Origin of the sequence: Actinocrinis sp., from assembly GCF_035938995.1 — a bacterium.
GTDB lineage: Bacteria > Actinomycetota > Actinomycetes > Streptomycetales > Catenulisporaceae > DASZGI01.
Window position 1 is genome coordinate 49,884 of record NZ_DASZGI010000147.1, and the last position, 20,108, is coordinate 69,991.

General features: G+C 69.9%; 13 protein-coding genes. 4 read left to right on the forward strand and 9 right to left on the reverse strand.

Features of this window, described 5'->3' with window-relative positions:
• Window positions 1–19 precede the first annotated feature (19 nt).
• From VGZ32_RS10335 to VGZ32_RS10365, 7 genes are all read right to left on the reverse strand, one after another.
• The gene (locus VGZ32_RS10335) at window positions 20–2,329 is read right to left on the reverse strand and encodes an alpha-galactosidase (RefSeq protein ID WP_326885694.1); all 2,310 of its coding nucleotides are present in this window, start codon (window positions 2,327–2,329) and stop codon (window positions 20–22) included.
• 81 nt (window positions 2,330–2,410) lie between these two features.
• Window positions 2,411–3,781 carry a sugar ABC transporter substrate-binding protein gene (locus VGZ32_RS10340; protein ID WP_326885695.1) on the reverse strand — a complete coding sequence of 457 codons (1,371 nt, stop codon included), beginning with the start codon at window positions 3,779–3,781 and terminating at the stop codon, window positions 2,411–2,413.
• Complete coding sequence (locus VGZ32_RS10345; RefSeq protein WP_326885696.1) at window positions 3,778–4,749, reverse strand: acetylxylan esterase; 972 nt, start codon at window positions 4,747–4,749, stop codon at window positions 3,778–3,780. Before VGZ32_RS10345 ends, VGZ32_RS10340 begins: the two co-directional genes overlap by 4 nt.
• On the reverse strand, window positions 4,749–7,169 hold the full coding sequence (locus VGZ32_RS10350; protein ID WP_326885697.1) for a glycosyl hydrolase family 95 catalytic domain-containing protein: 2,421 nt from the start codon (window positions 7,167–7,169) through the stop codon (window positions 4,749–4,751). Before VGZ32_RS10350 ends, VGZ32_RS10345 begins: the two co-directional genes overlap by 1 nt.
• Window positions 7,169–8,107, reverse strand: a complete 939-nt coding sequence (locus VGZ32_RS10355) for a carbohydrate ABC transporter permease (RefSeq protein WP_326885698.1) — start codon at window positions 8,105–8,107, stop codon at window positions 7,169–7,171. Before VGZ32_RS10355 ends, VGZ32_RS10350 begins: the two co-directional genes overlap by 1 nt.
• Before the next feature lie 14 nt (window positions 8,108–8,121).
• Window positions 8,122–9,138 carry a carbohydrate ABC transporter permease gene (locus VGZ32_RS10360; RefSeq protein ID WP_326885699.1) on the reverse strand — a complete coding sequence of 339 codons (1,017 nt, stop codon included), beginning with the start codon at window positions 9,136–9,138 and terminating at the stop codon, window positions 8,122–8,124.
• Between the two features lie 80 nt (window positions 9,139–9,218).
• On the reverse strand, window positions 9,219–11,357 hold the full coding sequence (locus tag VGZ32_RS10365) for a fibronectin type III domain-containing protein (protein WP_326885700.1): 2,139 nt from the start codon (window positions 11,355–11,357) through the stop codon (window positions 9,219–9,221).
• 198 nt (window positions 11,358–11,555) lie between these two features.
• Between VGZ32_RS10365 and VGZ32_RS10370 the strand changes: the two genes are divergently transcribed.
• The 4 genes from VGZ32_RS10370 (at window position 11,556) to VGZ32_RS10385 (ending at window position 17,915) form a co-directional block, all read left to right on the forward strand.
• Window positions 11,556–12,773: an ROK family protein gene (locus VGZ32_RS10370; RefSeq protein WP_326885701.1), complete on the forward strand. Its 1,218-nt coding sequence runs from the start codon at window positions 11,556–11,558 to the stop codon at window positions 12,771–12,773.
• An 80-nt stretch (window positions 12,774–12,853) separates the two neighbouring features.
• Entirely contained in the window at window positions 12,854–13,561 is a 708-nt protein-coding gene (locus tag VGZ32_RS10375) for a hypothetical protein (RefSeq protein ID WP_326885702.1), read from the forward strand.
• Window positions 13,561–17,523, forward strand: coding sequence for an RHS repeat-associated core domain-containing protein (locus VGZ32_RS10380; protein ID WP_326885704.1), 3,963 nt, complete (start codon window positions 13,561–13,563; stop codon window positions 17,521–17,523). Before VGZ32_RS10375 ends, VGZ32_RS10380 begins: the two co-directional genes overlap by 1 nt.
• The gene (locus tag VGZ32_RS10385) at window positions 17,520–17,915 is read left to right on the forward strand and encodes an Imm32 family immunity protein (protein ID WP_326885706.1); all 396 of its coding nucleotides are present in this window, start codon (window positions 17,520–17,522) and stop codon (window positions 17,913–17,915) included. The genes VGZ32_RS10380 and VGZ32_RS10385 overlap by 4 nt, the downstream gene beginning before the upstream one ends.
• A gap of 303 nt (window positions 17,916–18,218) precedes the next feature.
• Here the strand turns inward: VGZ32_RS10385 and VGZ32_RS10390 are convergent, their stop codons facing one another.
• Window positions 18,219–18,854, reverse strand: a complete 636-nt coding sequence (locus VGZ32_RS10390) for a GNAT family protein (RefSeq protein ID WP_326885707.1) — start codon at window positions 18,852–18,854, stop codon at window positions 18,219–18,221.
• Window positions 18,855–18,959: 105 nt separating this feature from the next.
• Window positions 18,960–20,042 carry an ABC transporter ATP-binding protein gene (locus tag VGZ32_RS10395; protein WP_326885708.1) on the reverse strand — a complete coding sequence of 361 codons (1,083 nt, stop codon included), beginning with the start codon at window positions 20,040–20,042 and terminating at the stop codon, window positions 18,960–18,962.
• Window positions 20,043–20,108 lie beyond the last annotated feature (66 nt).

A 20,108-nucleotide genomic window follows, 5' to 3' on the forward strand; every position in this document is an offset into this window, starting at 1 on the left:
GGCCTCGAGCCGATGCCGGTCATTCGGCCCAGAACTCGATCAGCATCGCCTGCTGAGGATTGAGCGTGGGCATGGGCAGGCCGCTGCCGACCAGGATGGCGCCGGGGACGGCGATCCAGCCGACGAGGGCTTGGGTGACCCACGTCGGCGGAGCGTGGTGATGCCAGCTCGGGGCGCCGATTTCGGTGCGGATGCGCAGCCGGTAGTCCTTCTCCGGCGACAGGCCGGGGATGGGTACGCGGCCTGACTCGCCCTCCGGCGAGGTGCCGATTCGCGCCCAGCAGAACAGCGCGTGCTTTTTGTCGTCGGCGACGACGCCGTGCAGGAACGTGGGATCGGTCTCCTGGCCCTGATACCCGGGCGCGGCGAGGTCGGCGCGCACGACCGTTCCGGTGTGCAGCAGGGGCCGTAGTTCGCGGTAGAGCTCCGCCCACTTCGCAAGGCGGTCCAGCTCGTCGTCAGTGCACTTGGTCAGGTCCTGCTCGATGCCCGCGTGGCCGAACAACGCGGTGGCCAGGCGGAACGACTGGTCGGTGATCCGGTGCGTGGTGTGCGCACGCGGCCCGCCGACGTGGGCGCCGACCAGTCCGGGCGGCAGGAGCTGGCCGGTCCAGCGCTGGATCGACTGGCGCTCCACGGGGTCGTTGCAGTCGGAGGCCCAGGCGCGGTCCGTGTGTTCCAGCACGCCGAGGTCGATCCGTCCGCCGCCGCCCGCGCAGCTTTCGATCTCGAGCTTCGGGTGGCGCTGCTTGAGCGCGCCGAGCAGACGGTAGAACGCGAGGGTCTGCGCGTGGACGCCGGGACGGTCGCCTCCGACGCTCGCGCCTTCCCCGGCATCCGGGCCGCGGAGCACGGCCTCGGGCAGGTCGCGGTTGTGGTCCCATTTCAGGAAGTCGACGCCGTACCGGTCGACCAGCGAGTCGATGCTCTCCAACAGGTGCTTCCACGCGCCGGGGTCGGCCAGGTTGAGCCCGTACTGGTGGCGTGAGCTCGGGCCGAGGCCCGCCGACGGGCCGAGGATCCACTCGGGATGCTCGGCGGCCAGCCGGGAGTTCAAGCTGATCATCTCCGGCTCGACCCAGAGGCCGAACTGGAGGCCGAGGCCGTGCACGTGATCGGCCAGCGGGCCGAGGCCCTGCGGCCAGATCTTGTCGTCGACGGTCCAGTCGCCGAGGGCTGACGTGTCGTCGCGGCGGCCGGTGAACCAGCCGTCGTCGAGGACCAGGCGCTCGACGCCGATGCGCGCGGCGCGGTCGGCCAGGGCCTTGAGCCGGTCCAGGTCGTGGTCGAAGTAGACGGCTTCCCAGGTGTTGAGCAGCAGCGGACGAGGCGTGCTCGGGTGGCTCTCGCGACCGCGCAGCATCCGGTGGAAGCGTTCGGATATGCCGTCAAGGCCCTCATCCGACCAGGCGAAGTAGCAGGTCGGCGTCTGGTAACTCTCGCCGGGCGCGAGGCTGATCTCGCCGGGCTTGAGCAGTTCGCCGCCGCCGAGCGCCGCGGCGTGCTCGCCCGCGCCCTCGGGCAGCTGGTCGACGATGTATCGCTGGTTGCCGCTCCAGCCGACGTGCACAGCCCACACCTCGCCGGCGCGGAAGCCGAAGCCGGGCGTGCCGGCTGCGAGCAGAAAGGGCGAGTCGAAGCCCGGCTTGCCGCGCCGGGACTGGCGCAGGTGGCCGCCGAAGCTGAGCGGGCGGCGCTGGGGTGCGCGTTCGCGGCACCACTTGCCGGTGAAGTCGAGCACTTCGGCGGCGCGCCGGGGAAGCGGAAGGAGGGTGGTGACCTCGGCGAGCTGGTAGTCAGCGGCGAAGCCGTCGGTGTGCCGGGTCAGCGTGGAGCCGACCTTGAGGACGCCCGCCGCGTCGAGCACGTAGCTCAGGGTGATGTCGAGTCCTGACACGTCGTCGGTCAGTGTGACGACGAGTTCCGCGTCGCTCGGCAGCTCGGCGTCGGTGAGGCGGGGGCGCGGGGTGGTGCCGGTCCCGTTGGTATGGCCCTGATGCGCCGGAGTGCCCAGCCAGCCGTCCGCCTCGGTCGGCCAGACGGTGAACCGGCGGGGTGTATCGATGTTGCCGTTGAGCACGGCGGAGTCCGCGGTCAGCCGCAGTGCCGCCAGGCCGGCGTCCGTGAGCGGGCCGAGGTCCCGCCCCCAGTGCAGGATTCTAGGCACCGGCTCCGCGAGCTCGACGATCAGGGCGACGCCGGACGAGCGGAGCTGCACGGTGTTTGACTGCCCGGTGTTGGACTGCACTGTGTTTGACTGCACAGCGTTCCCGTGCGGGCCGCCCGGCGCGGGCTGGTCTGGGTGCTGAGTCGGACTCGCGGAGAGCATGCGGGACCACCTTCCCGTTGTTCGTTTCCTGTGTCGGCGGCCGGCGGCGGACCGGGGGCGCGGTCCGCCGCCGGTCACCGGTCAGTCCCCGGCGAGGATCGACTTGCTCTTCGTCTGCATCTCGGCGAACACGTCGTCGCCGCGCGAGCCGTCGAAGTAGGCGTCCAGCAGCGGCTGCTCGGCCTGCTGCATCGCCGCGCCGGCGCCGTAGACGACGGCCGGGTACAGCGAGCCGTCCTTCTGGTACTGGGTGAACACCGACCAGTCCACGCCCTGCGCCTTCATCGCCTGGGCGCTGGCTTCCATCGCGGACGGGATCGACGGGAAGAACGTGCCGCTCGCGCCGGCCAGGGTCTGGCATGGGGCTGAGCCCATGTACGAGACCCACTTCCAGGTCAGGTCGGGGTTCTTCGTTCCAGCCCAGATGTTGTCGCCGTTGGAGTTGCTCAGCACCTTGCGGGTCTTGCCGTCGGGGCCGAGTACGGTCGGGGCGATGCCCACGTGCACGCCCGGCAGCTTCGTGAAGGTCGCCGCCTCCCAGGACCCTGCGGTCTCCAGCGCAACCTTGCCCGAGCCGAGCTGGGTCACGTCGCTGACCGAGTTCTGGCCGTTGGCGCCGGTGAACTGCCCGAAGCCGGGCATGAAGCCGCGCGCCGCCAGGGACTTGATGTAGTCCATGGTCTTGACCAGCCGCGGGTCGTTGTAGTTGAACACGGTCGGCCAGCTGGCCTTGTCGCCCATCTGCCAGCCGAGGGTGGAGACGAACGAGCTCCAGGTGGTCTGGCCGATGAAGTCGTCGGAGTTGAGCACGCCGACGCCGTAGGTGGCGATGTGGTTCTTGTCGAAGCCGGGCTGGTCGCCGCGCTTGCCGTTCTTGTCGATGGTCAGGTGCGCGACCATCTTGTCGAAGGTGCCGCCGTCGTCCGGGTTCCAGGTCAGGTTGTCCACGTCCTGCTGGGTGTAGCCGGCCTGGGTCAGCATGTCCTGGTTGTAGTAGACGGCGGTGGCCGCCCAGTCCAGCGGCAGTCCGTACTGCTTGCCGTCGGTGTACTTCCAGGCGTTCACGCCGACAGAGAACTGCGACAGGTTGTAGCCGGTCTTCTTGATCAGGTCGTCCAGCGGCAGCAGTTGGTTCTGGCTGGCGTACGCCTGGAAGTACTGCACGCTGTTCTGGAACGCGTCGGGCGCGTCGCCGGCCACGAAGCCCGCGGTCAGCTTGGTGAAGTAGTCCGACACGTCGTACTGCGAGATCTGCACCGTGTCGCCCGGGTTCGCCTTCTCGAAGGCCGTGGCGCACTTCTGGTAGGCGGCGGCCTGCTTGTCGTCCCAGGTCCACCACTTGACCGTGCCGGTGCTCGCGGACGAGCTGCCGGAGCTGCTACTGCCGCAGCCGGTGACGACCGAGGCCGCCGCGGCCGCGGTCGCTATGACAGCGACGACGCGGTTTCTCATGATTCCTCCAGCAACAGGGAGCGGAATGCGTTGACGACCAGCTGCAGATCCTCAGAACCGCCGGCGTCGTGGCCGTTGTGCTCCCAGGCGCTGATCTGTCGAGGGCCGGCGTAGGCGTGGAACGCCCCGAAGGCCGTCGAGGGCGGGCAGACCTCGTCCGTCAGCCCGGTGGAGAACCAGGCCGGCGCCGCGGCGCGGCGCGCGAACCCGATTCCGTCGAAGTAGCCGAGCGTGTGGAACACGTGGTCGGCGAGCGTGCGGTGAGCCTTGAGGAAGCCGGCGACCTCCTGATACGGCCCGCCGCTCGCGGTGTGCACGGCGTGTCTGATGTCGCACATCAGCGGCGCCTGCGCGTACAGGGCGGCCAGATCTGGTACGAGCCCTGCGACGGCGAGCGCGATGCCGCCGCCCTGGCTCGGTCCGATGGCTGCGATCCGGGCCGGGTCGACGAAGTCCAGCCCGCGCAGGGTGTGCACGGCGCGGACCGCGTCCACATAGACCCGGCGGTAGAAGTAGGACTCGCGGCTCTCGATGCCCTTGGTCATGAAGCCCGGGAAGGACGGTCCGGTGGTGCCGACCGGGTCGCCGGTATCGCCGCCTGCGTAGTCGCCGCCCTGGCCGCGCACGTCCATCAGCAGTTGCGCGTATCCGGCGGCGGCCCACAGCAGGTCGTCGAGCGCGTGGCCGCGCCCGCTGGCGTAGCCGTGGAACTGGACGATCCCAGGCAGCGGTCCGCTCGCTCCGCGCGGGCGGCGCAGCCAGGCCCGGATCGGGTGGCCGCCGAAGCCGGCGAAGGTGACGTCGAAGACCTCGATGATGTGCAGGCCGGTCTCGACCGGCGTCACGTGCACGTCCAGCGGGATCTGGTCGGCCGCGTCGAGGGTGGCTCGCCAGAACTGGTCGAAGTCGTCGGGTTCCTTGTAGTCGCTGCGGTATTCGTGCAGCGCTCCCTCGTCCCGGTACGCCATCACAGCTCCCTGAGATCCGGGCCGAGGCGGACGGGCGCGCCGACGGGTACGGTCAGGTCGCGGCGCAGGTCGCCGTAGCGGATCGAGACCGGCTGGTCGGACGGACCGGCGAGCCTGCGGACGGTGAGCGCGGTCAGCGCGCCGCGGCTCCAGTTCAGGTCCACGGCCAGGCCACCGCGGCAGCGCACGCCACGGCACGAGCCGTCCGGCCACTGCTCGGGCACGGCCGGCAGTGCCCTGATGGCGCCGCCGTGGCTCTGCACGACTATTTCGAGCACCGCCGCCATCAGGCCGTAGTTGCCGTCGATCTGGAACGGCGGGTGGGTGCTGAACAGGTTCGGCAGCAGGCCACCCCACCGCTCCGCGCCGCTCGGGTCGGCGTGTCGGGCCGGATCCCCGTCGAACGGCCGGACGGCTTCGAGCAGCAGACCACGCGCGGTCGCGGCGTCACGAAGCCGGGCGCGCAGCGCGATCTTCCACGACCAGGACCAGCCCATCGCGCCCGGCCCACGGGCGTCGAGCAGCCCGGCGGCGGCCTCGGCGAGGTCCGGGGTGGTGTCCGGGTCGATCTGGCCCAGCGGGAAGACCGCGATCATCGGCGACATGTGCCGGTGGTGCGGGTCGTCCTCGGTATGGTCCTCACTCCATTCGCGCAGTCGGCCGTCCGCGGTCAGCGCGGTCGGGCGCAGGCGGGGCAGCGCGGCGCGGATCTCGGCGCACACAGGATCCTCATCGGCAGAACCGAGGAGGTGAGCGGTCGTGAGGGTGCGCACGAGCAGGGCCCTGATGAGCGCGACGTCCATCGCCGTCGAGACGGACAGCGACTCGCGGGTACCGCCCCGGGAGACGAACAGGTTCTCCGGCGAGGTGGACGGAATCGTGTCGAGCATCCCGTCCGGGGCGGGCACCAGCCAGTCGAGGCAGAACTCTGCGCAGCCGCGTAGGAGCGGCCAGGCGCGCTCGCGTAAGAAGTCTGTGTCGCCGGTGAAGTCGGCGTGGTCCCACAAGTGCTGGGCGAGCCAGACCCCGCCCATCATCCAGATCGCCCAGGACGGGTTGCCGTGGCCCATGCCGACCGGCAGCGCCCAGCCCCACGGGTCGGAGTTGTGGTGCGCCAGCCAGCCGCGCGCGCCGTAGAGCTGCGCCGCGACCTCGCCGCCGGTGTCGGCCAGCTTCTCGATCAGCCGGAACAGCGGCTCGTGGCACTCGGACAGCCCGGCCGCCTCGGCGCCCCAGTAGTTCATCTGGGTGTTGATGTTGATGGTGTAGTTGCTTGACCAAGCCGGGCGCAGCTCCTGGTTCCACAGGCCCTGTAGGTTCGCGGGCGGACCGCCGCCGGGCCGCGAGGCGGCGGCCAGCAGGTAGCGGCCGAGCTGGACCATGACGGTCGCGGTGAGCTGTTCGTCCTTGCCGGACAGCACCTCGTCGGCGACGTCGAACGTGCCGGCTCGGCGGGTGCCGATCGTCAGCCGCGTACCGGAGAGCAGGGTTCGAAGATCGGCCTCGTGCTCGGCGAGCAACCGCTCGGTGCCGAGAGCGAGCGCGGCGCGGGCCCATGCGGTCGCGCGGCGCTGGTGCTTGGCGCGGTCGGCCGGGTCGGCGCCATCCCAGACATCTTCCGCGGCGGTCGAGGAGGCGAGGGTGATCAGCACGCGCGAGGCGCCGTTGATGGTAAGTGCGCCTTCTGACGCGCTCATCCGGCCGTCGGTGTCTACGGCCAGCGCGACCGCGGCGTACGGGTCGTATCCGCTCGCAGATACGAATCCTTCCGGCGCGTATCGGAGCGGTTCCGGCACGTCGGGCTCGTGCAGCGGGGCGCCGTCGACCGGCAGTTCGATGCCGAGGCTGAGCCCGCGTTCCGACGCCGCGTGCTCGACGACACGGAGCGGAGAGCCGAGGGCGAGTGTCAAGTCAACCGTGCCGGTCTCGACAGTGAGCGCGATGCACAGCGCATCGGCAGGGCTGCTGGACCACGTCAGCCTGCGGATCGTGCGGTCATCGAGCTCGATCAGCTCGCTGACGATGCCGTTGTCCAGGTTCAACGTCCGGCCCCGATAAGCCAGAGCGCTGCCGTCGAGCGTCATCCAGAGATCGACGAAAGGCAGGAACTCCTGGCTGTACGGGCCTTCGAAGGACATCAGCAGCTCGCGGGCGCGCTCGTAGTCCTCGGCGCGGATCGCCTCGCGGACCTCCGCGAGCCGCTGCGGACCGGCGCCGTCGGCCAGCACGTTCGACAGCGCCTCGCGCGGACCGTCGGGCGTGCCGGACCACACCGTGGCGTCGTTGACCTGCCAGCGGGCGCGCGCCGCACCGCCGAAGACCATCGCGCCGAGCCGACCGTTGCCCACCGGCGCGGCCTCACTCCAGTCCGTAGCCGGCTGCGGCCAGGACAGCAGCAGGTCGTCAGGGTTCTGAATCACTATTTCAACCCCGCGAAGCCGATGGAGTCGACGATCTTCCGGCCGAAGGCGACGAACAGCAGCAGCATCGGCAGCGCGGCGACCAGCGTGGCCGCCATCAGGCCGGCCCAGTCCGGGGCTTCCTGCGGCGAGGACTGCTTGAACACCGCGAGGGCGAGCGTCAGCGGCCTGACGCTCTCGTCGTTGGTGACCAGCAGCGGCCAGAAGTAGTCGTTCCAGGTGTTGATGAAGGTCAGCAGCGCCAGCGTGGTGATCGGCACAGCCGTCATCGGCAGCGTGACCTGGAAGAAGACCCGCAGCTTCCCGGCGCCGTCGATGACCGCGGCCTCCTCGATCTCCGAGCTGAGGCCGAGCATGAACTGGCGCAGGAAGAAGATGTCGAAGGCGGAGAACAGCGCGCCGGGCAGGATCATCCCGCCGAAGGAGTTGGTCAGGCCGAGGTCCTTGATGAGCACGAAGTTGGGCAGCAGGGTGAGGATGCCCGGCACCATCAGGGCGGTCAGGAAGATCGAGAACACCGGGTTGCGCCCGCGCCATTGCAGCCGGGAGAACGCGTACGCCGCCATCGCCGAGCACAGCACGATGCAGGAGGTGAGGATGGAGGCGTAGATGACCGAGTTGCGCAGGTAGAGCAGGATGTTCAGCGACGCGCCGGAGCCGCCCTGCGCCACTGCCTCTGCCGGACTGGACAGCCCCAGCGCCCGCTTGAACGCGCCGAGGGTGAAGCCGACCGGCAGCGGCGAGGACGGGTGGGTGGCCAGCGCATAGTTGTTGGACAGCGCGGTACGCAGGATCCAGTAGAACGGGAAGACCGTGACGAACAGCACCCCGAGGATGTAGATCCAGGCCACGACCCGGCCGACGGACCACCGGCGGCGGGCGGCGTGCGGCTGTGATTGCGGACGGCCGAGCCGTCCGGGGGCGAGCGCGATCGACATGTCAGACCCCTCCCTTAGTTCGTGTCGGCTTCGTTGGCGCGGGCGAGCCGCATCTGCAGGAAGGTGATCGCGATGAGCATGGCGAACAGGGCCAGCGACATCGCCGAGGCGTATCCGAAGTCGAACTGGGTGAAGGCCTTGTCGTAGATGTACATCTGCAGCACGTTCGAGGCGTTGGCCGGGCCGCCCTGCGTGGTGACCTGGACGATGTCGAAGACCTGGAACGAGCCGATCACGGTCAGGATCACCACCATGACCAGTACCGGCCGAAGCAGCGGAACGGTGATCCGGCGGAAGATCTGGATCTCCCCGGCGCCGTCCAACCGGGCCGCCTCGTAGACGTCGCCCGGGATCATCTGCAGCCCCGCGAACAGCAGGATCGCGTTGTACCCCATGGACTTCCATACACTGATCAGGGCGACCGAGGGGATGGCCCAGGTCGGCGAGCCGAGGAACATCACGGTGTGCCCGGTCAGCTTCTCCAGCACGTTGTTGACGATGCCGAGCTGCGTGTCGAGCATCCACGACCACACCAGCGCCGCGACCACGCCGGAGATCAGGAACGGCAGGATGATCATGCCCCTGATCACGGCCGACCGGGTCAGCCGGTGCAACACCACGGCCGTGACCAGCGAAAGCAGGATGCCGATAACGACCGCCAGGCCGACGAAGTAGACCGTGACCCGCAGCGAGCTCCAGAAGACGTCGTCGTGCAGGAGCTTGCGGAAGTTGTCGAGACCGGTCCACTTCGCCGGGCTGAGCACATGGAACGAGCTGAAGCTCAGATACACCCCGCGGATCACCGGGTACGCCGCGAACAGCACGAACCCGACGAGCGCGGGAGCGATCAGCAGCCAGGCCAGCCGCCAGTCCTGCCGGTGGATCGGCGCGGGATGCGACTTCGGCTTCTTACTCTGTTTCCCGCCGCGCCCGCGGGCGCCGTACTGCGCGTCGTTCTGGGCGCTGTGCGGCGCGGCGCGGGACGGCCGCTGCGCCGGTTCTGCCGATGCGGCGCGATACGTTGTCGCCACGGCACTCTCCTTTGAGTAACGTCCCGCGCCTTTTCAGCGCGGGGGTCGCAGAGCGGCCCCCGGCGCATCTCAAGGGCGATCTAGAGGGTGATCCGGTCGATGTCGGACACCCATCCGTTCGGGTTTCCGAACTGGATGGAGTTGGCTCCCGCGGACAGCTGGATCGGGATGGTGACCGTCTGCGGGGCGTTCCAGTTGTTGTCGTTCGTGCCGGACAGCGGCAGCTCGAACGGTGTGCCGTTCACGGTGACGACCGCGACGCGACTGGAGTCGCCGTCCACGTAGCCGACGGTCACCAGGTAGGTCCCGGCCACCGGCACGGTCACGTTGTTGAACACCAGGTAGCCGTTGTAACCGAGGAAGCCGACCTTCGCGCCGCCCGAGCAGCCAGAGCACGAATACACCTGTGCTCCGCCGGCGACCGTATTGCCCGGCGCCTCGGCTTCGATGGTGGTCGGCCCGGATTCGCTGGCCGGCATCGTGAGCGTCAATGTGTTGCTTGTCGGCGACGTGTGCCCCCAGGTCGTCTTCGCGACCACGCTGAACTGGTAGGAGGTGGCGGGTGCGAGCCCTGCGACAGTCGCCGAGGTACCGGTGACGGTGACGTTCTTGGTCCCGTTCACGTACACGTCGTACGAGGCGGCGCCGGCCGAGGGGTCCCAGGCCAGCGACATGGTGGTGCCGGTGTCCCCGGTGCCGTGCAGGTTGACCGGCATCGTCGGGGTGGCCCCGGCGTGGGACGGCGTGATCCGCAGCAGCCGCGAGCCGTGCGACGGCAGCGAGGCGCTGAAAGAGCCGGTCGCCGAGCCGAGGTCGGTGTGGCTCCACAGGTCCCGGATACGGGCGGAACCGCTGATGCCCAGGTCGTTCCAGTTCGCGGTCACCGTCGCGGTCGAGTCGCCGAGGTTGAACAGCGCGACCGTGTAGCTGCCGTCGGCGTTGCGGGCATACCAGACCTGCTGATCAGAGCTCTGACTGACCGGCTTGGCCGGGTTGCCAGCCTGGTCGACCGCGATGACCTCGTCGTTCGTCAGCAGGCTGAGACCGTAGCCGTCCAGCTTCGTCAGGTCGTCGCCGACGTACAGCGGTGCGCCCTCGATCGCCCACAGCGTCACGTAGCTCTGCCGCTCGGCGTCGGTGATGCCGTCCATCTGGCCGTTGCCGACGTCCAGCGAGTCGAGGTTGTTCCAGTGGCCGGGGCCGGCGTCCGGGATCCACTGCACCACGTCGTCCCAGCGCTGCTTCACCGAGTTGTTCCAGGTGACGAGGGTGTCGCAGTAGCACTCGACGTCGGTGTCGATCCGCCAGCCGTTGGTGTACTCCTGCCAGATCGGCGCCTGCGGGTGGGCCAGCGCCCAGGAGATCACGAACTGGATCGGCCGGCCGGTCTGCCCGAGCGCGGCGGACCAGGCGGCCACGTCCGAGGTGTTGTCGTAGTTGCCGCCGCCCTGGAACGAGCCGGGGCCGACGCCGTCGAGCTTCAGGAAGTCCACGCCCCAGCCGGCGAGTTCGTCGGCGATGGAGTTGATGTACGCCTGGGCGCAGGGGCTGGCGTAGTTGATCTTATAAGCGTTGCTCCAGCCGTTCGTCATCCGCAGATCGGAGTAGACGATGTCGCTGGTGTGGCAGTTCGTGGTGCCGTAGATCGGCGTCTTGCCGCCGTTGTACGCATCGGGTTGCAGGCCGACCGCGAGGTAGAGGCCGAGCTTGAGGCCCTTGGCGTGCACGTAGTCCCCGATGTGCTTGATGCCGTCGGGGAAGGTGGTCGGATTGGGGATCGGCCGTCCGTACGGGTCGGCGCCGAACGAGCAGCATCCCTGGCTCGAGTTGGCCCAGCCGGCGTCGATGTTGACGTACGTGTATCCGTGCTGCTTGAGCTTGGCGGCCATGACGTCGGCCTGTTGGAGCACATGCTGCTCGGTGAGGAAGCTCGCACCGCCGGTCGGGTTGACGCCCGGGTAGTTGGTCGACTCCAGGCTCCAGCTGCTCCAGCCCATGTACGGCTTGGCGGCGACGGCCTGCTGCTTCGCGTGGGTGGTCGCGTCGACCTTGGCGAGCGGGTCCGCGCTCGCGGCGTTAGTCGTCACTGTCTGGCTGCTCGTGGCGTTGGTGGACGCCATCGCCGCGCCGGCCGGAATCCCGGCGAGAGCCGCGGCGGACGCCGCGACGGTGGTAAGGATAAACGTGAAAACGATCTTGCGCCTTGAGCGCCTCGTCATGATCACTCCAATCAGTCGCGCCCTTGCTGACCAATTGGATCGGGAGCGTAGCCAGATTCTTTTCCTTCGTCAACATATTCGTCGGATGAATCCACGGCCAAGTGTCCAGGTGATCACCGTTCAGCGGGTGACCTACTGTGACTCAACGCGCCCGCAGACCCTCGAGCCTTTCTTTCCATCGGAGGTTATGATGGCGCGGTGGAGCTCCCGCGTCAGGCCCCGGCGGTCACCCTGGTCTTCCAGACCGTGCTCACCCACGGCCCGCTCACCCGGGCCGAGGTCGGTCGGCGCACCGGGCTGTCCCCCGGCGCGGTCACCAAGGCGGCCACCCCGCTGCTGGACGACGACTGGATCGTCGAGCTCGGCCGCCCGGCGGGCGGCCGGCTCGCGGGCCGGCCGGCGACCCTGGTCGCGGTGCGCGCCGAGCGGGCCGGGTTCCTCGGGGTGAAGGTGACGGCCGACGAGCTGTTCGGCGTGCGCACGGACCTGACGGCACGGCCGATCGCCACCCGCCGCGCCGCGCTGGACTCGCGGGACGTGGGCAGCGTCGTGCTCGCCATCAGCAGGCTGGTTCAGAAGCTGGTGACCGCGCCGTCCGCGCGCAAGGCGCCCGAGGTGCACAGCCTCGGCGTGACCATCTCAGGGGACGTCGACGGCCACACCGGCACCGTGCACCATTCGCCGTTCTTGAACTGGCACGGCGTCCCGCTCGCGCAACTGGTCGAGAAGGCGACGGGCATCCCGACCGTCATCGAGAACGACGTCCGGGCCCTGACGGTCGCCGAGCAGTGGTTCGGCGCGGGCGCCGGGCTGTCGTCGTTCGCGGTGATCACGGTCGGCACCGGCATCGGCGCGGGCCTGTCGATCGGCGGCCGCGTGGTCTCGGGCGCGCACGGCGTGGCCGGCGAGGTCGGGCACCTGCCGGTCGGCGGCGACGGCGCGGAGCGCATGTGCACCTGCGGCAACCGCGGATGCGTCGAGGCCGTCGCGTCGACGCAGGCCATCGTGGAACAGACCCGGCAGGCTACCGGCGACCCGACGCTGACGATGGCGGACGCGGTACGGCTGGCCAGGTCCGGCGACGCGGCGGTGCGCGAGGTGTTCAGCCGCGCGGGCCACGCGCTCGGGCTGGCGATCGCCTCGGTCGCGAACCTGATCGGCCCGGAGCGGATCATCATCTCCGGCGAAGGCGTCGCGACCTACGACCTGTTCGCCGACCAGGTCCGGACGACGTTCGCCGCGCAGGCGTTCGGCGCGGCAAAGGACTGCGACCTGATCGTGCGCCCGCTGCCCTTCGAGGAATGGGCGCGCGGCGGGGCGGCGGTCGCGGCCCAGCAGCTGGTGGCACCGGAGACGGCGCGACCACAACTATCAAGGCGCGTTGACCGCGCTGAACACCCCGAAAGAGTCGGCTGACCGCACCGATCCCCACCGTCTGTGGGTTCTGCTACGGTGCGGTGAGAAGTGGGAAACGGGGTCTGTCTCGGGGGTGACGCGTGGCGATCGACGATCTGCCGTTGCCGGTCGTGAACTTCCTCAACGTGATCGGCGTGGAGTGGCCCTACATCGACGAGGACACGGTCAATCGGTTCGCCTCGCTCGTGCGCGAGTTCGGGCAGGCGGTCGAGCAGACGCACCGGGACGCCACGGCCACGGTCCAGGGCATCGCGCAGGCGCATCAGGGCGCGTCGACCGAGGTGCTCAAGTCGGGGTGGGCGCACCTGTCCTCCGCGCACGTCACCGAGATCGTCGACGGCTGCGACGTGCTGGCGGTCGCGCTGGAGGGCTGGGCGGCCGAGATCGTCGTGCAGAAGGGGATCGCGATCGCGGAGCTGGTCACGATGGCCGCCACGTTCTTCGCGGACCAGGCCGCGGCGGTGGCGACGCTCGGCTTGGCCGAGGCCGCCGTGCCGGTGATCATCGCCGCCGCGAAGAAGCTCGCCGAGTCGCTGATCGACGACCTGGAGCAGTACATCATGGGCAAGGTCATCGAGGCGGCGGCCAAGCCGCTGTTCGCGAAGGTGGAGGCGGCGCTCTCCGGCCTGGACTGGTCGCAGTCCGGGGCCTCGTCCTCCAGCGCGCAGGGCTTCTCGCTGGATCTGCAGGCGCTTGAGGAGCAGGCCACCCACATGAAGGTGCACGCGGAGACGATGCGCGCGCACGCGGCGAAGCTCGGCTCCGGCATCGCAGGGCTGGCATTCTGATGGCCGGGGATCTCGCCGCGGCGGCCCGGGCACTCGCGTCCGACTTCGCCGAGTCCGCCGGGAAGATCGCCGACAAGGCGGGCTCCTGGTTCGAGGAGACCGCGGACAAGGCACTGCAGAACGGCCACGACCTCGCGAACGTGGATGGGGACATCGCCGGCCGGTTCGGCGGAACCACCGGAGACCTCGACGGCGCGGCGCCGCCGCAACTCGGCCCTGAGGGCGCGCCGCTGCCGGTCGAACCGGTCGGGGGCGACCCCGCCGGCAGTGTCGACCCGCCGCCGGTGAACACGCCGCCAAGCACGGTCGGCACCCAGGGCGTCGGGCCGTGCGGGAAGGTCGGCGAGCCGATCGACGTGGTCGGCGGGCAGATGGTCATGCAGGCGCTTGACGTACAGCTCGGTGGGGTGCTTCAGCTGGTCCTGCGCAGGGCCTACGCCTCCGGCTATCGCGACGGACGGCTGTTCGGTCCCGGCTGGTCATCGACGCTTGATATCCGCGTCGTCATCGGGCGCGACAGCGTGCGACTGCTGGACGACGACGGGCGCGTCCTGGAATACGCGCTTCCAACGCGGCCGGGAGAGCGGGTCATGCCTGCCGAGGGCGAGCGCCTACCCCTGGAGCGGGACTGGCAGACGGACGAGATCCGCGTGCACCACCGCCGCACCGGGCAGACGTGGCACTTCACCACACTTGGCGCCATCCGCACCCACCGTGGCGAAGAGATACGGGCCCTGACAGCGATCTCGGACCGCAACGGAAACCGAGTCACTGTGACGCGCGACGAGGACGGCCTGCCGACCGCGGTCGACCACTCGGGCGGGTACCGCATCGGCGTCGAGACCGTGGACACCCCGGCCGGGTGGCGCGTGTCGGCGCTGCGGCTGCGAGATGCGGATGCCGCGGACGGCGAAAGCCTGCTGCGGGAATTCCAGTACGACCCGCGCGGCCGGCTGATCGCCGTCGTCGATGCGACCGGCGTGCCGCTGTGCTTCGAGCACGATGAGACCGACCGGATCGTCGCGTGGACGGACCGCGTCGGGTACCACTTCACCTATACCTATGACGAGCAGGGCCGCGTCGTCGCGACGAACGGCGATGACGGCTATCTGTCCGCGACGCTCGAATACGAGCCCGAACAGTCCCGCACGCTTTACACCGACAGCCTCGGCGCGCGCACGGAGTTCCGTTACGACGAGCACGGGCACGTGACGGCGACGGTCGACCCGCTCGGTGGCACCGCGCTGACCGAGTATGACCGCTACGGCAACCTGCTCTCGCGCACCGACGAGCTCGGATACACCACCCGCTACACGCTCGACGAGTTCGGCGACCCGGTGCGCGCCGACCGCCCGGACGGCACTGTCATCGAGGCCGCCTACGATGCGCTGGGTCAGCCTGTGCGCGTCTCCGGGCCTGACGGCGCAACATGGACGTACACGAATGACGAGCGCGGCAACCTGCTGACCGTCACCGATCCGCTCGGCGCGCAGAGCTCCTTCGCCTACGACGAGCGCGGACGACTGACCGCACAGACCGACGCCCTTGGCGCCGTCACAACAATCCGCACGGATCAGGCTGGATTGCCAGTGGCGGCCACGGATCCGCTCGGTGGAACGTGGGAGGTCCGCCGTGACGCGCGTGGGCGTATCGTCGCGACCACCGATCCGCTCGGGGCGACGACCGCGACCGTTTGGGGGCCAGAGGACCGGCCGTCGTCGCACACCCGTCCGGACGGCACACCTGAGACCTGGGAGTACGACCCCGCCGGCAGCGTGGTGCGCCAGGTCGATCCGGCCGGAAATGTCACCGGGTTCGAGATCGGCGCGTTCGGCCGGGTGACCGCGCGTATCGCTCCGGACGGCGGCCGCTACGCCTTCGCGTACGACACCGAGTTGCGCCTCGCGGCGGTGACCGGCCCGCAGGGCGCGACGTGGTCATACGACTACGACCCGGCGGGGAACCTCACCAGGGAGACCGACTTCAACGGCCGCACGCTCGCCTATGCGTATGACGCGGCCGGGCGAATCATCCAACGTGTGAACGGTGCTGGCGAAGCCATCGACCTCGTACGCGATTCGCTCGGCCGGGTCGTCTCACGGCACGCCGTGAATGTCGGCGCGGCAGATGCGAACGCCGTGAATGTGGACGCCGTGAGTGTGAGCGCGGACGCAAACGTGACGAGCCTGGCTTACGACGCCGCCGGACGACTCACGTCGGCGCGCAACGCGACCGACGAGGTCTTGTTCACGCGCGACGCGCTTGGACGCATCACCGCGGAGACAGCCAACGGACTTACGCTGATCAGCACCTACGACGCCCGCGGACAGCGGCTGACGCGCACCACCCCCAGCGGGCGTGCCTCGGCCTGGACGTATGACGTGGCCGGACGTCCGCAGGCGCTGACCGTCGGCGCCGAGCAGCTCAGCTTCGGCCACGACGGCGCGGGCCGCGAGACCTATCGCTGGTTCGGCGCCGACACCGCGATCACGAGCGAGTGGGACGCGGCCGGGCGGCTGACCGCGCGCCGGGTGCTCGGCGTGGATGGGCCGGAGCAGCAGCGCACCGCCCGGGTCGTGCAGGAGAACTCCTGGACCTACCGCGCCGACGGCAACCCACTGACCGCAGCCGACAGTACGCGAGGACTGCGACAGCTGGACCTAGACCCGCTCGGCCGCGTGACCGCCGTGCGCGCGGAGAACTGGACCGAGACCTACGCATACGACCAGGCCGGTAACCTCACGAACAGCAGCGACACGCGGGCCGCCGACCACGCCACTGCAGGTCAGCGCGTCATGTCCGCGACGCTCGGACAGCGCGTCGTGTCCGGGACGCTGCTGCGCCAGGCTGGGCGCACCGACTATGAACACGACGGGCAAGGGCGGCTGGTGCGCACCACGCGGCGGACCTTGTCCGGCGGCCGCAAGGTGTGGACTTTCTCGTACGACGCGTACGACAGGCTCGTCGAGGCGACGCTCCCCGACGGCAAGCGCTGGCGCTACCAGTACGACCCGCTGGGCCGACGCACCGCGAAACTGCGGCTGGGCCACGACGGGACGACCGTCGAGCAGGTCCGATTCTCCTGGGACGGCGACCGGCTGGCCGAGCAGACCCGCACCGGCGCCGACCGGTCTGACGTCGAATCGGTCACCTGGGACTATCGGCCGGACAGCTGGGCGCCGATCGCGCAAGACCGGCGCAGGATGCTCACCCAGGCGCGTCAGAACCAGCACACCGTGCTCGCCGAGGCACCGCAGGAGATCATCGATCGCAAATTCCACGCCATCGTCACCGACCTTGTGGGCACGCCCGCCGCGCTCGTGACGTCTGGCGGCGAGATCGTGTGGCGCGCCGATACCAGTCTGTGGGGCGCGCCTTTCCCGAGGGCATCCGGCGCGGACGGGCGAGCGCCAGCATCCGCCGCGGACGGCCGAGCGCCGGACTGCCCGCTGCGCTTCCCCGGCCAGTACCACGACGAGGAAACCGGCCTCGACTACAACCTGCATCGCTACTACGACCCGGACACGGCGCGCTACATCACCCCCGACCCACTCGGCCTTGAGCCCGCGCCGAACCACTACGCGTACGTGCCGAACCCGCTGTCCTGGCTCGACCCGCTGGGCCTGGTCGGCGGCCCGCCGCCGGGCGGCTGGCCGACCGGGCCGATCTCGGTGACCGAGGCGCTCGGGCTGGCCGGGGACTTCGTCGGAGGCAACTTTCGCACCGCCACCTCCGGCAGCGGCGGTTTCCAGTTCATGAGCAGCGAGACCGACGCCGCCGGCAACAAGATCATGCGGATCGCCCGCCTCGACATCAACCCCACCACGCAGCATGTGATTGACCTCGGCCCGCACCTCAACCTTGAGACGCAGATCAACGGCACCACGGTACGCTCGGGGCCACAGGCGGACCCACACATCCCGATCGACCCCGCCACGATCCGCCCCGGAGACTGCCCGTGACCCAACTCGAGATCGGCTATGCGCCGCCCACCCACGAGGCCAAGATCGACATGGACCGCGCAGCCGGGCGCGAGCTCGCGGACATGATCGCGCGCGGCGAGGGCGAGATGGCCGGAGACCAGACTGCCGACCCGGCGCCGTACCCGCAACTGCTCGACGCGGTGCGTGTAGCCACGGCGCCCGGCAAGGTAGTCCTCGGCCTCGACGCCGACGGGCGGGTGCTGACCTTCACCGGAGCGCTCGAGCACCTAGCAGTGCTCGCGAGCAACGTGCGAAACCTGGCCAACGACCCCGACCTCAAACCGATCACACATCTGCACGTCGATTACTACGAAGATCATTACTACCTCGCCGAATCCGAGATCTCACTCGTTTTCCAGGTCATACTCTGAGCGCTCCGGGACCTTTCGGTCGCGAGATGCGCGGCGCCGAGAAGCGGGGCGTCGGCGAGGTGTTGCGCGGGTTTGACGGCGAACCGAGTCGCCTGGGCGGATCGGGCGTCGGCGAGTCCTGACTGCAACGGTTCGGCGATCAGATCCCATGACGCTGCCATGGGACCGCCTTCATACGACCGGTCGTCTTGCGCCGCCGCCGATCACGCCGTTTGCGTCTTTCCACCCTTCGACGGCGTGATCGGCAGCGGCTGCTTGTGCCCCCGCGGCAGGAAGCGGACCGGGCGGGAACCGCTTCAGGTGCTATTCGAGGTCTGAGGGCAACAGCGAGCCGACCCACATGTCCACCCGCTCACCGCGCAGAATCCGGCGCGAGCGCAGCCTTCCCTCGATGGTGAATCCGATCTGTTGCGCGCCGTGGATACTGGCCCGGTTGCCCACGCAGATCAGCATCTCGAGCCGCTCGACACCCATTTCCCCGAAGGCCCAGCGGGCGGCGGCGAGTACCGCCTCGCTCGTGAGGTGCCTGCGCCGGGCCCAGGGCGCCGACCAGCAGCCGATCTCGGCCGTCACCCCGTCGCGCGTTCCAGACGACGTGATGTTGGTGATGCTCACCATGCCGAGCAGCGGGCCGCCATCCTGCAGGCGGAACGCGAAAACGGCGTCCGTCCCGGCTGCCAGGCCGCGCGGGATCGTTTCGCGCACGAAGCGCTCGGCGTCGGCCCGCGTGAACGGCAGCGGGACGAACAGCCAGGACTGAATCTCCTGATCCTGGCACGCCTCGACGATCACGTCGATGTCGGCCCCGATCGGCGCGGCGAGCAGCAGCCGGGGCGTGGTGATGCGCACGCCGGTGAGATCGCGGCGGGGCGAAGCCGACGGCCGGTGCTCGCGCGGGGCTGGGGCCGGAGCCTGAAGAGTCGTCGTCCTCACGTCCATGGTGCGAACGTATCCTCGATGACTGCGACCCGGGGCCCGCCGACCCCGATCGTGTACGCGCAGGGCAATGACGCTGCCCTCGCGGTCGCCCGCGCCGCGGCAGGCTCAGCAGGGCAGCCGACGGCCGGTGGCCGGGTCGTAGAGGTTGCAGTCGCCGGGCGACGCGCTGATCAGGATTCTGTCGCCGACCGCGGGCGGCGCTCCGGAGACCCGGTCGACCTTGAGGCTCACCGTCGTCGAATTCAGCAGCGCGACAGCGCACACCGCGTGAAACCGCCCGGCGCTGCTGACCCCCACCACCGTCGCGCGGATACCCGGACTCGACGGCACGAGCAGCAGACGGGCCGGATTGAGGCCGACCAGGACCTGATCGCCGCTCAGCGCCGCTATCTGCCGCGGGGTCAGCGCGATCGGGTAGGAGTCGAGCCACGCGCTGCCGTTGGCGACCCGGGCGCGCACCAGGTTGGCCAGTGCGGGCCCGGCGAACCGGGCCACCGCGACGGTGCCGGGGTGGTCGAATAGGGTGCGCGGCCGACCGACCTGCTGGAGGCGGCCGTCCGCGAGCACCGCGACGCGGTCGGCCAGGGCGAGCGCGTCGGCGGACCGGCAGGTGGCGTAGATCATGGTCACGCCGAGGGCGCGCTGGGTCTCCCGGATGACGGCGGTGCCGTCGGGACCGCCGAGCGCGTCCGGGCCGATGAGCGGCTCGTCCAGGCACACCACCGACGGCTGGCGCACGACCGCGCGGGCCAGGATCGTGCGCAGCCGGGTTTCGAACGGGACCTCTTCAGGGTGCAGCGACAGAGGGGCGTTCAGACTGCAGGCGTCCACCGCCCGCGCCACCGCCGCGTGCACGACGCGCTGCGGTGTCCGGCGCAGCAGCAGCGGCAGGGCGATGTTCTCGAACAGCGACAGGTTCGGCAGCAGTTCGAAGCCTTCGAAGACGAACGAGACCCACTGCCGGTCCGGGGGCAGGTCGTTCGGGTGCTTCCCGCCGATCGTGACCTGTCCGGCGTCGAGCGGTTCGAGCCCGCAGAGCATCCGCAGCAGCGTGGACTTGCCGCTGCCCGGCGCCCCGGCCAGCACCAGCAGTTCGCCGGCGCGCACATGCAGGTCCACGCCGTCCACGGTCGGCCGGGCCACGCCGGGCAGCATCCGGGTCGCGCCGGAGAAACGTACGTCGGCCATGGCCGGCGCCCCTTTCGGGCCGGTGCGCCGCGGCGACGGCGCGGCGGGGCCGGCTCGCTCACCCCG

What these genes read in the sequence shown, in the direction of transcription:
- VGZ32_RS10335 (WP_326885694.1), bottom strand. Translation starts at nt 2,329, where the DNA reads ATGCTCTCCGCGAGTCCGACTCAGCACCCAGACCAGCCCGCGCCGGGC.
- VGZ32_RS10340 (WP_326885695.1), bottom strand. Translation starts at nt 3,781, where the DNA reads ATGAGAAACCGCGTCGTCGCTGTCATAGCGACCGCGGCCGCGGCGGCC.
- VGZ32_RS10345 (WP_326885696.1), bottom strand. Translation starts at nt 4,749, where the DNA reads ATGGCGTACCGGGACGAGGGAGCGCTGCACGAATACCGCAGCGACTAC.
- VGZ32_RS10355 (WP_326885698.1), bottom strand. Translation starts at nt 8,107, where the DNA reads ATGTCGATCGCGCTCGCCCCCGGACGGCTCGGCCGTCCGCAATCACAG.
- VGZ32_RS10365 (WP_326885700.1), bottom strand. Translation starts at nt 11,357, where the DNA reads ATGACGAGGCGCTCAAGGCGCAAGATCGTTTTCACGTTTATCCTTACC.
- VGZ32_RS10380 (WP_326885704.1), top strand. Translation starts at nt 13,561, where the DNA reads ATGGCCGGGGATCTCGCCGCGGCGGCCCGGGCACTCGCGTCCGACTTC.
- VGZ32_RS10390 (WP_326885707.1), bottom strand. Translation starts at nt 18,854, where the DNA reads ATGGACGTGAGGACGACGACTCTTCAGGCTCCGGCCCCAGCCCCGCGC.
- VGZ32_RS10395 (WP_326885708.1), bottom strand. Translation starts at nt 20,042, where the DNA reads ATGGCCGACGTACGTTTCTCCGGCGCGACCCGGATGCTGCCCGGCGTG.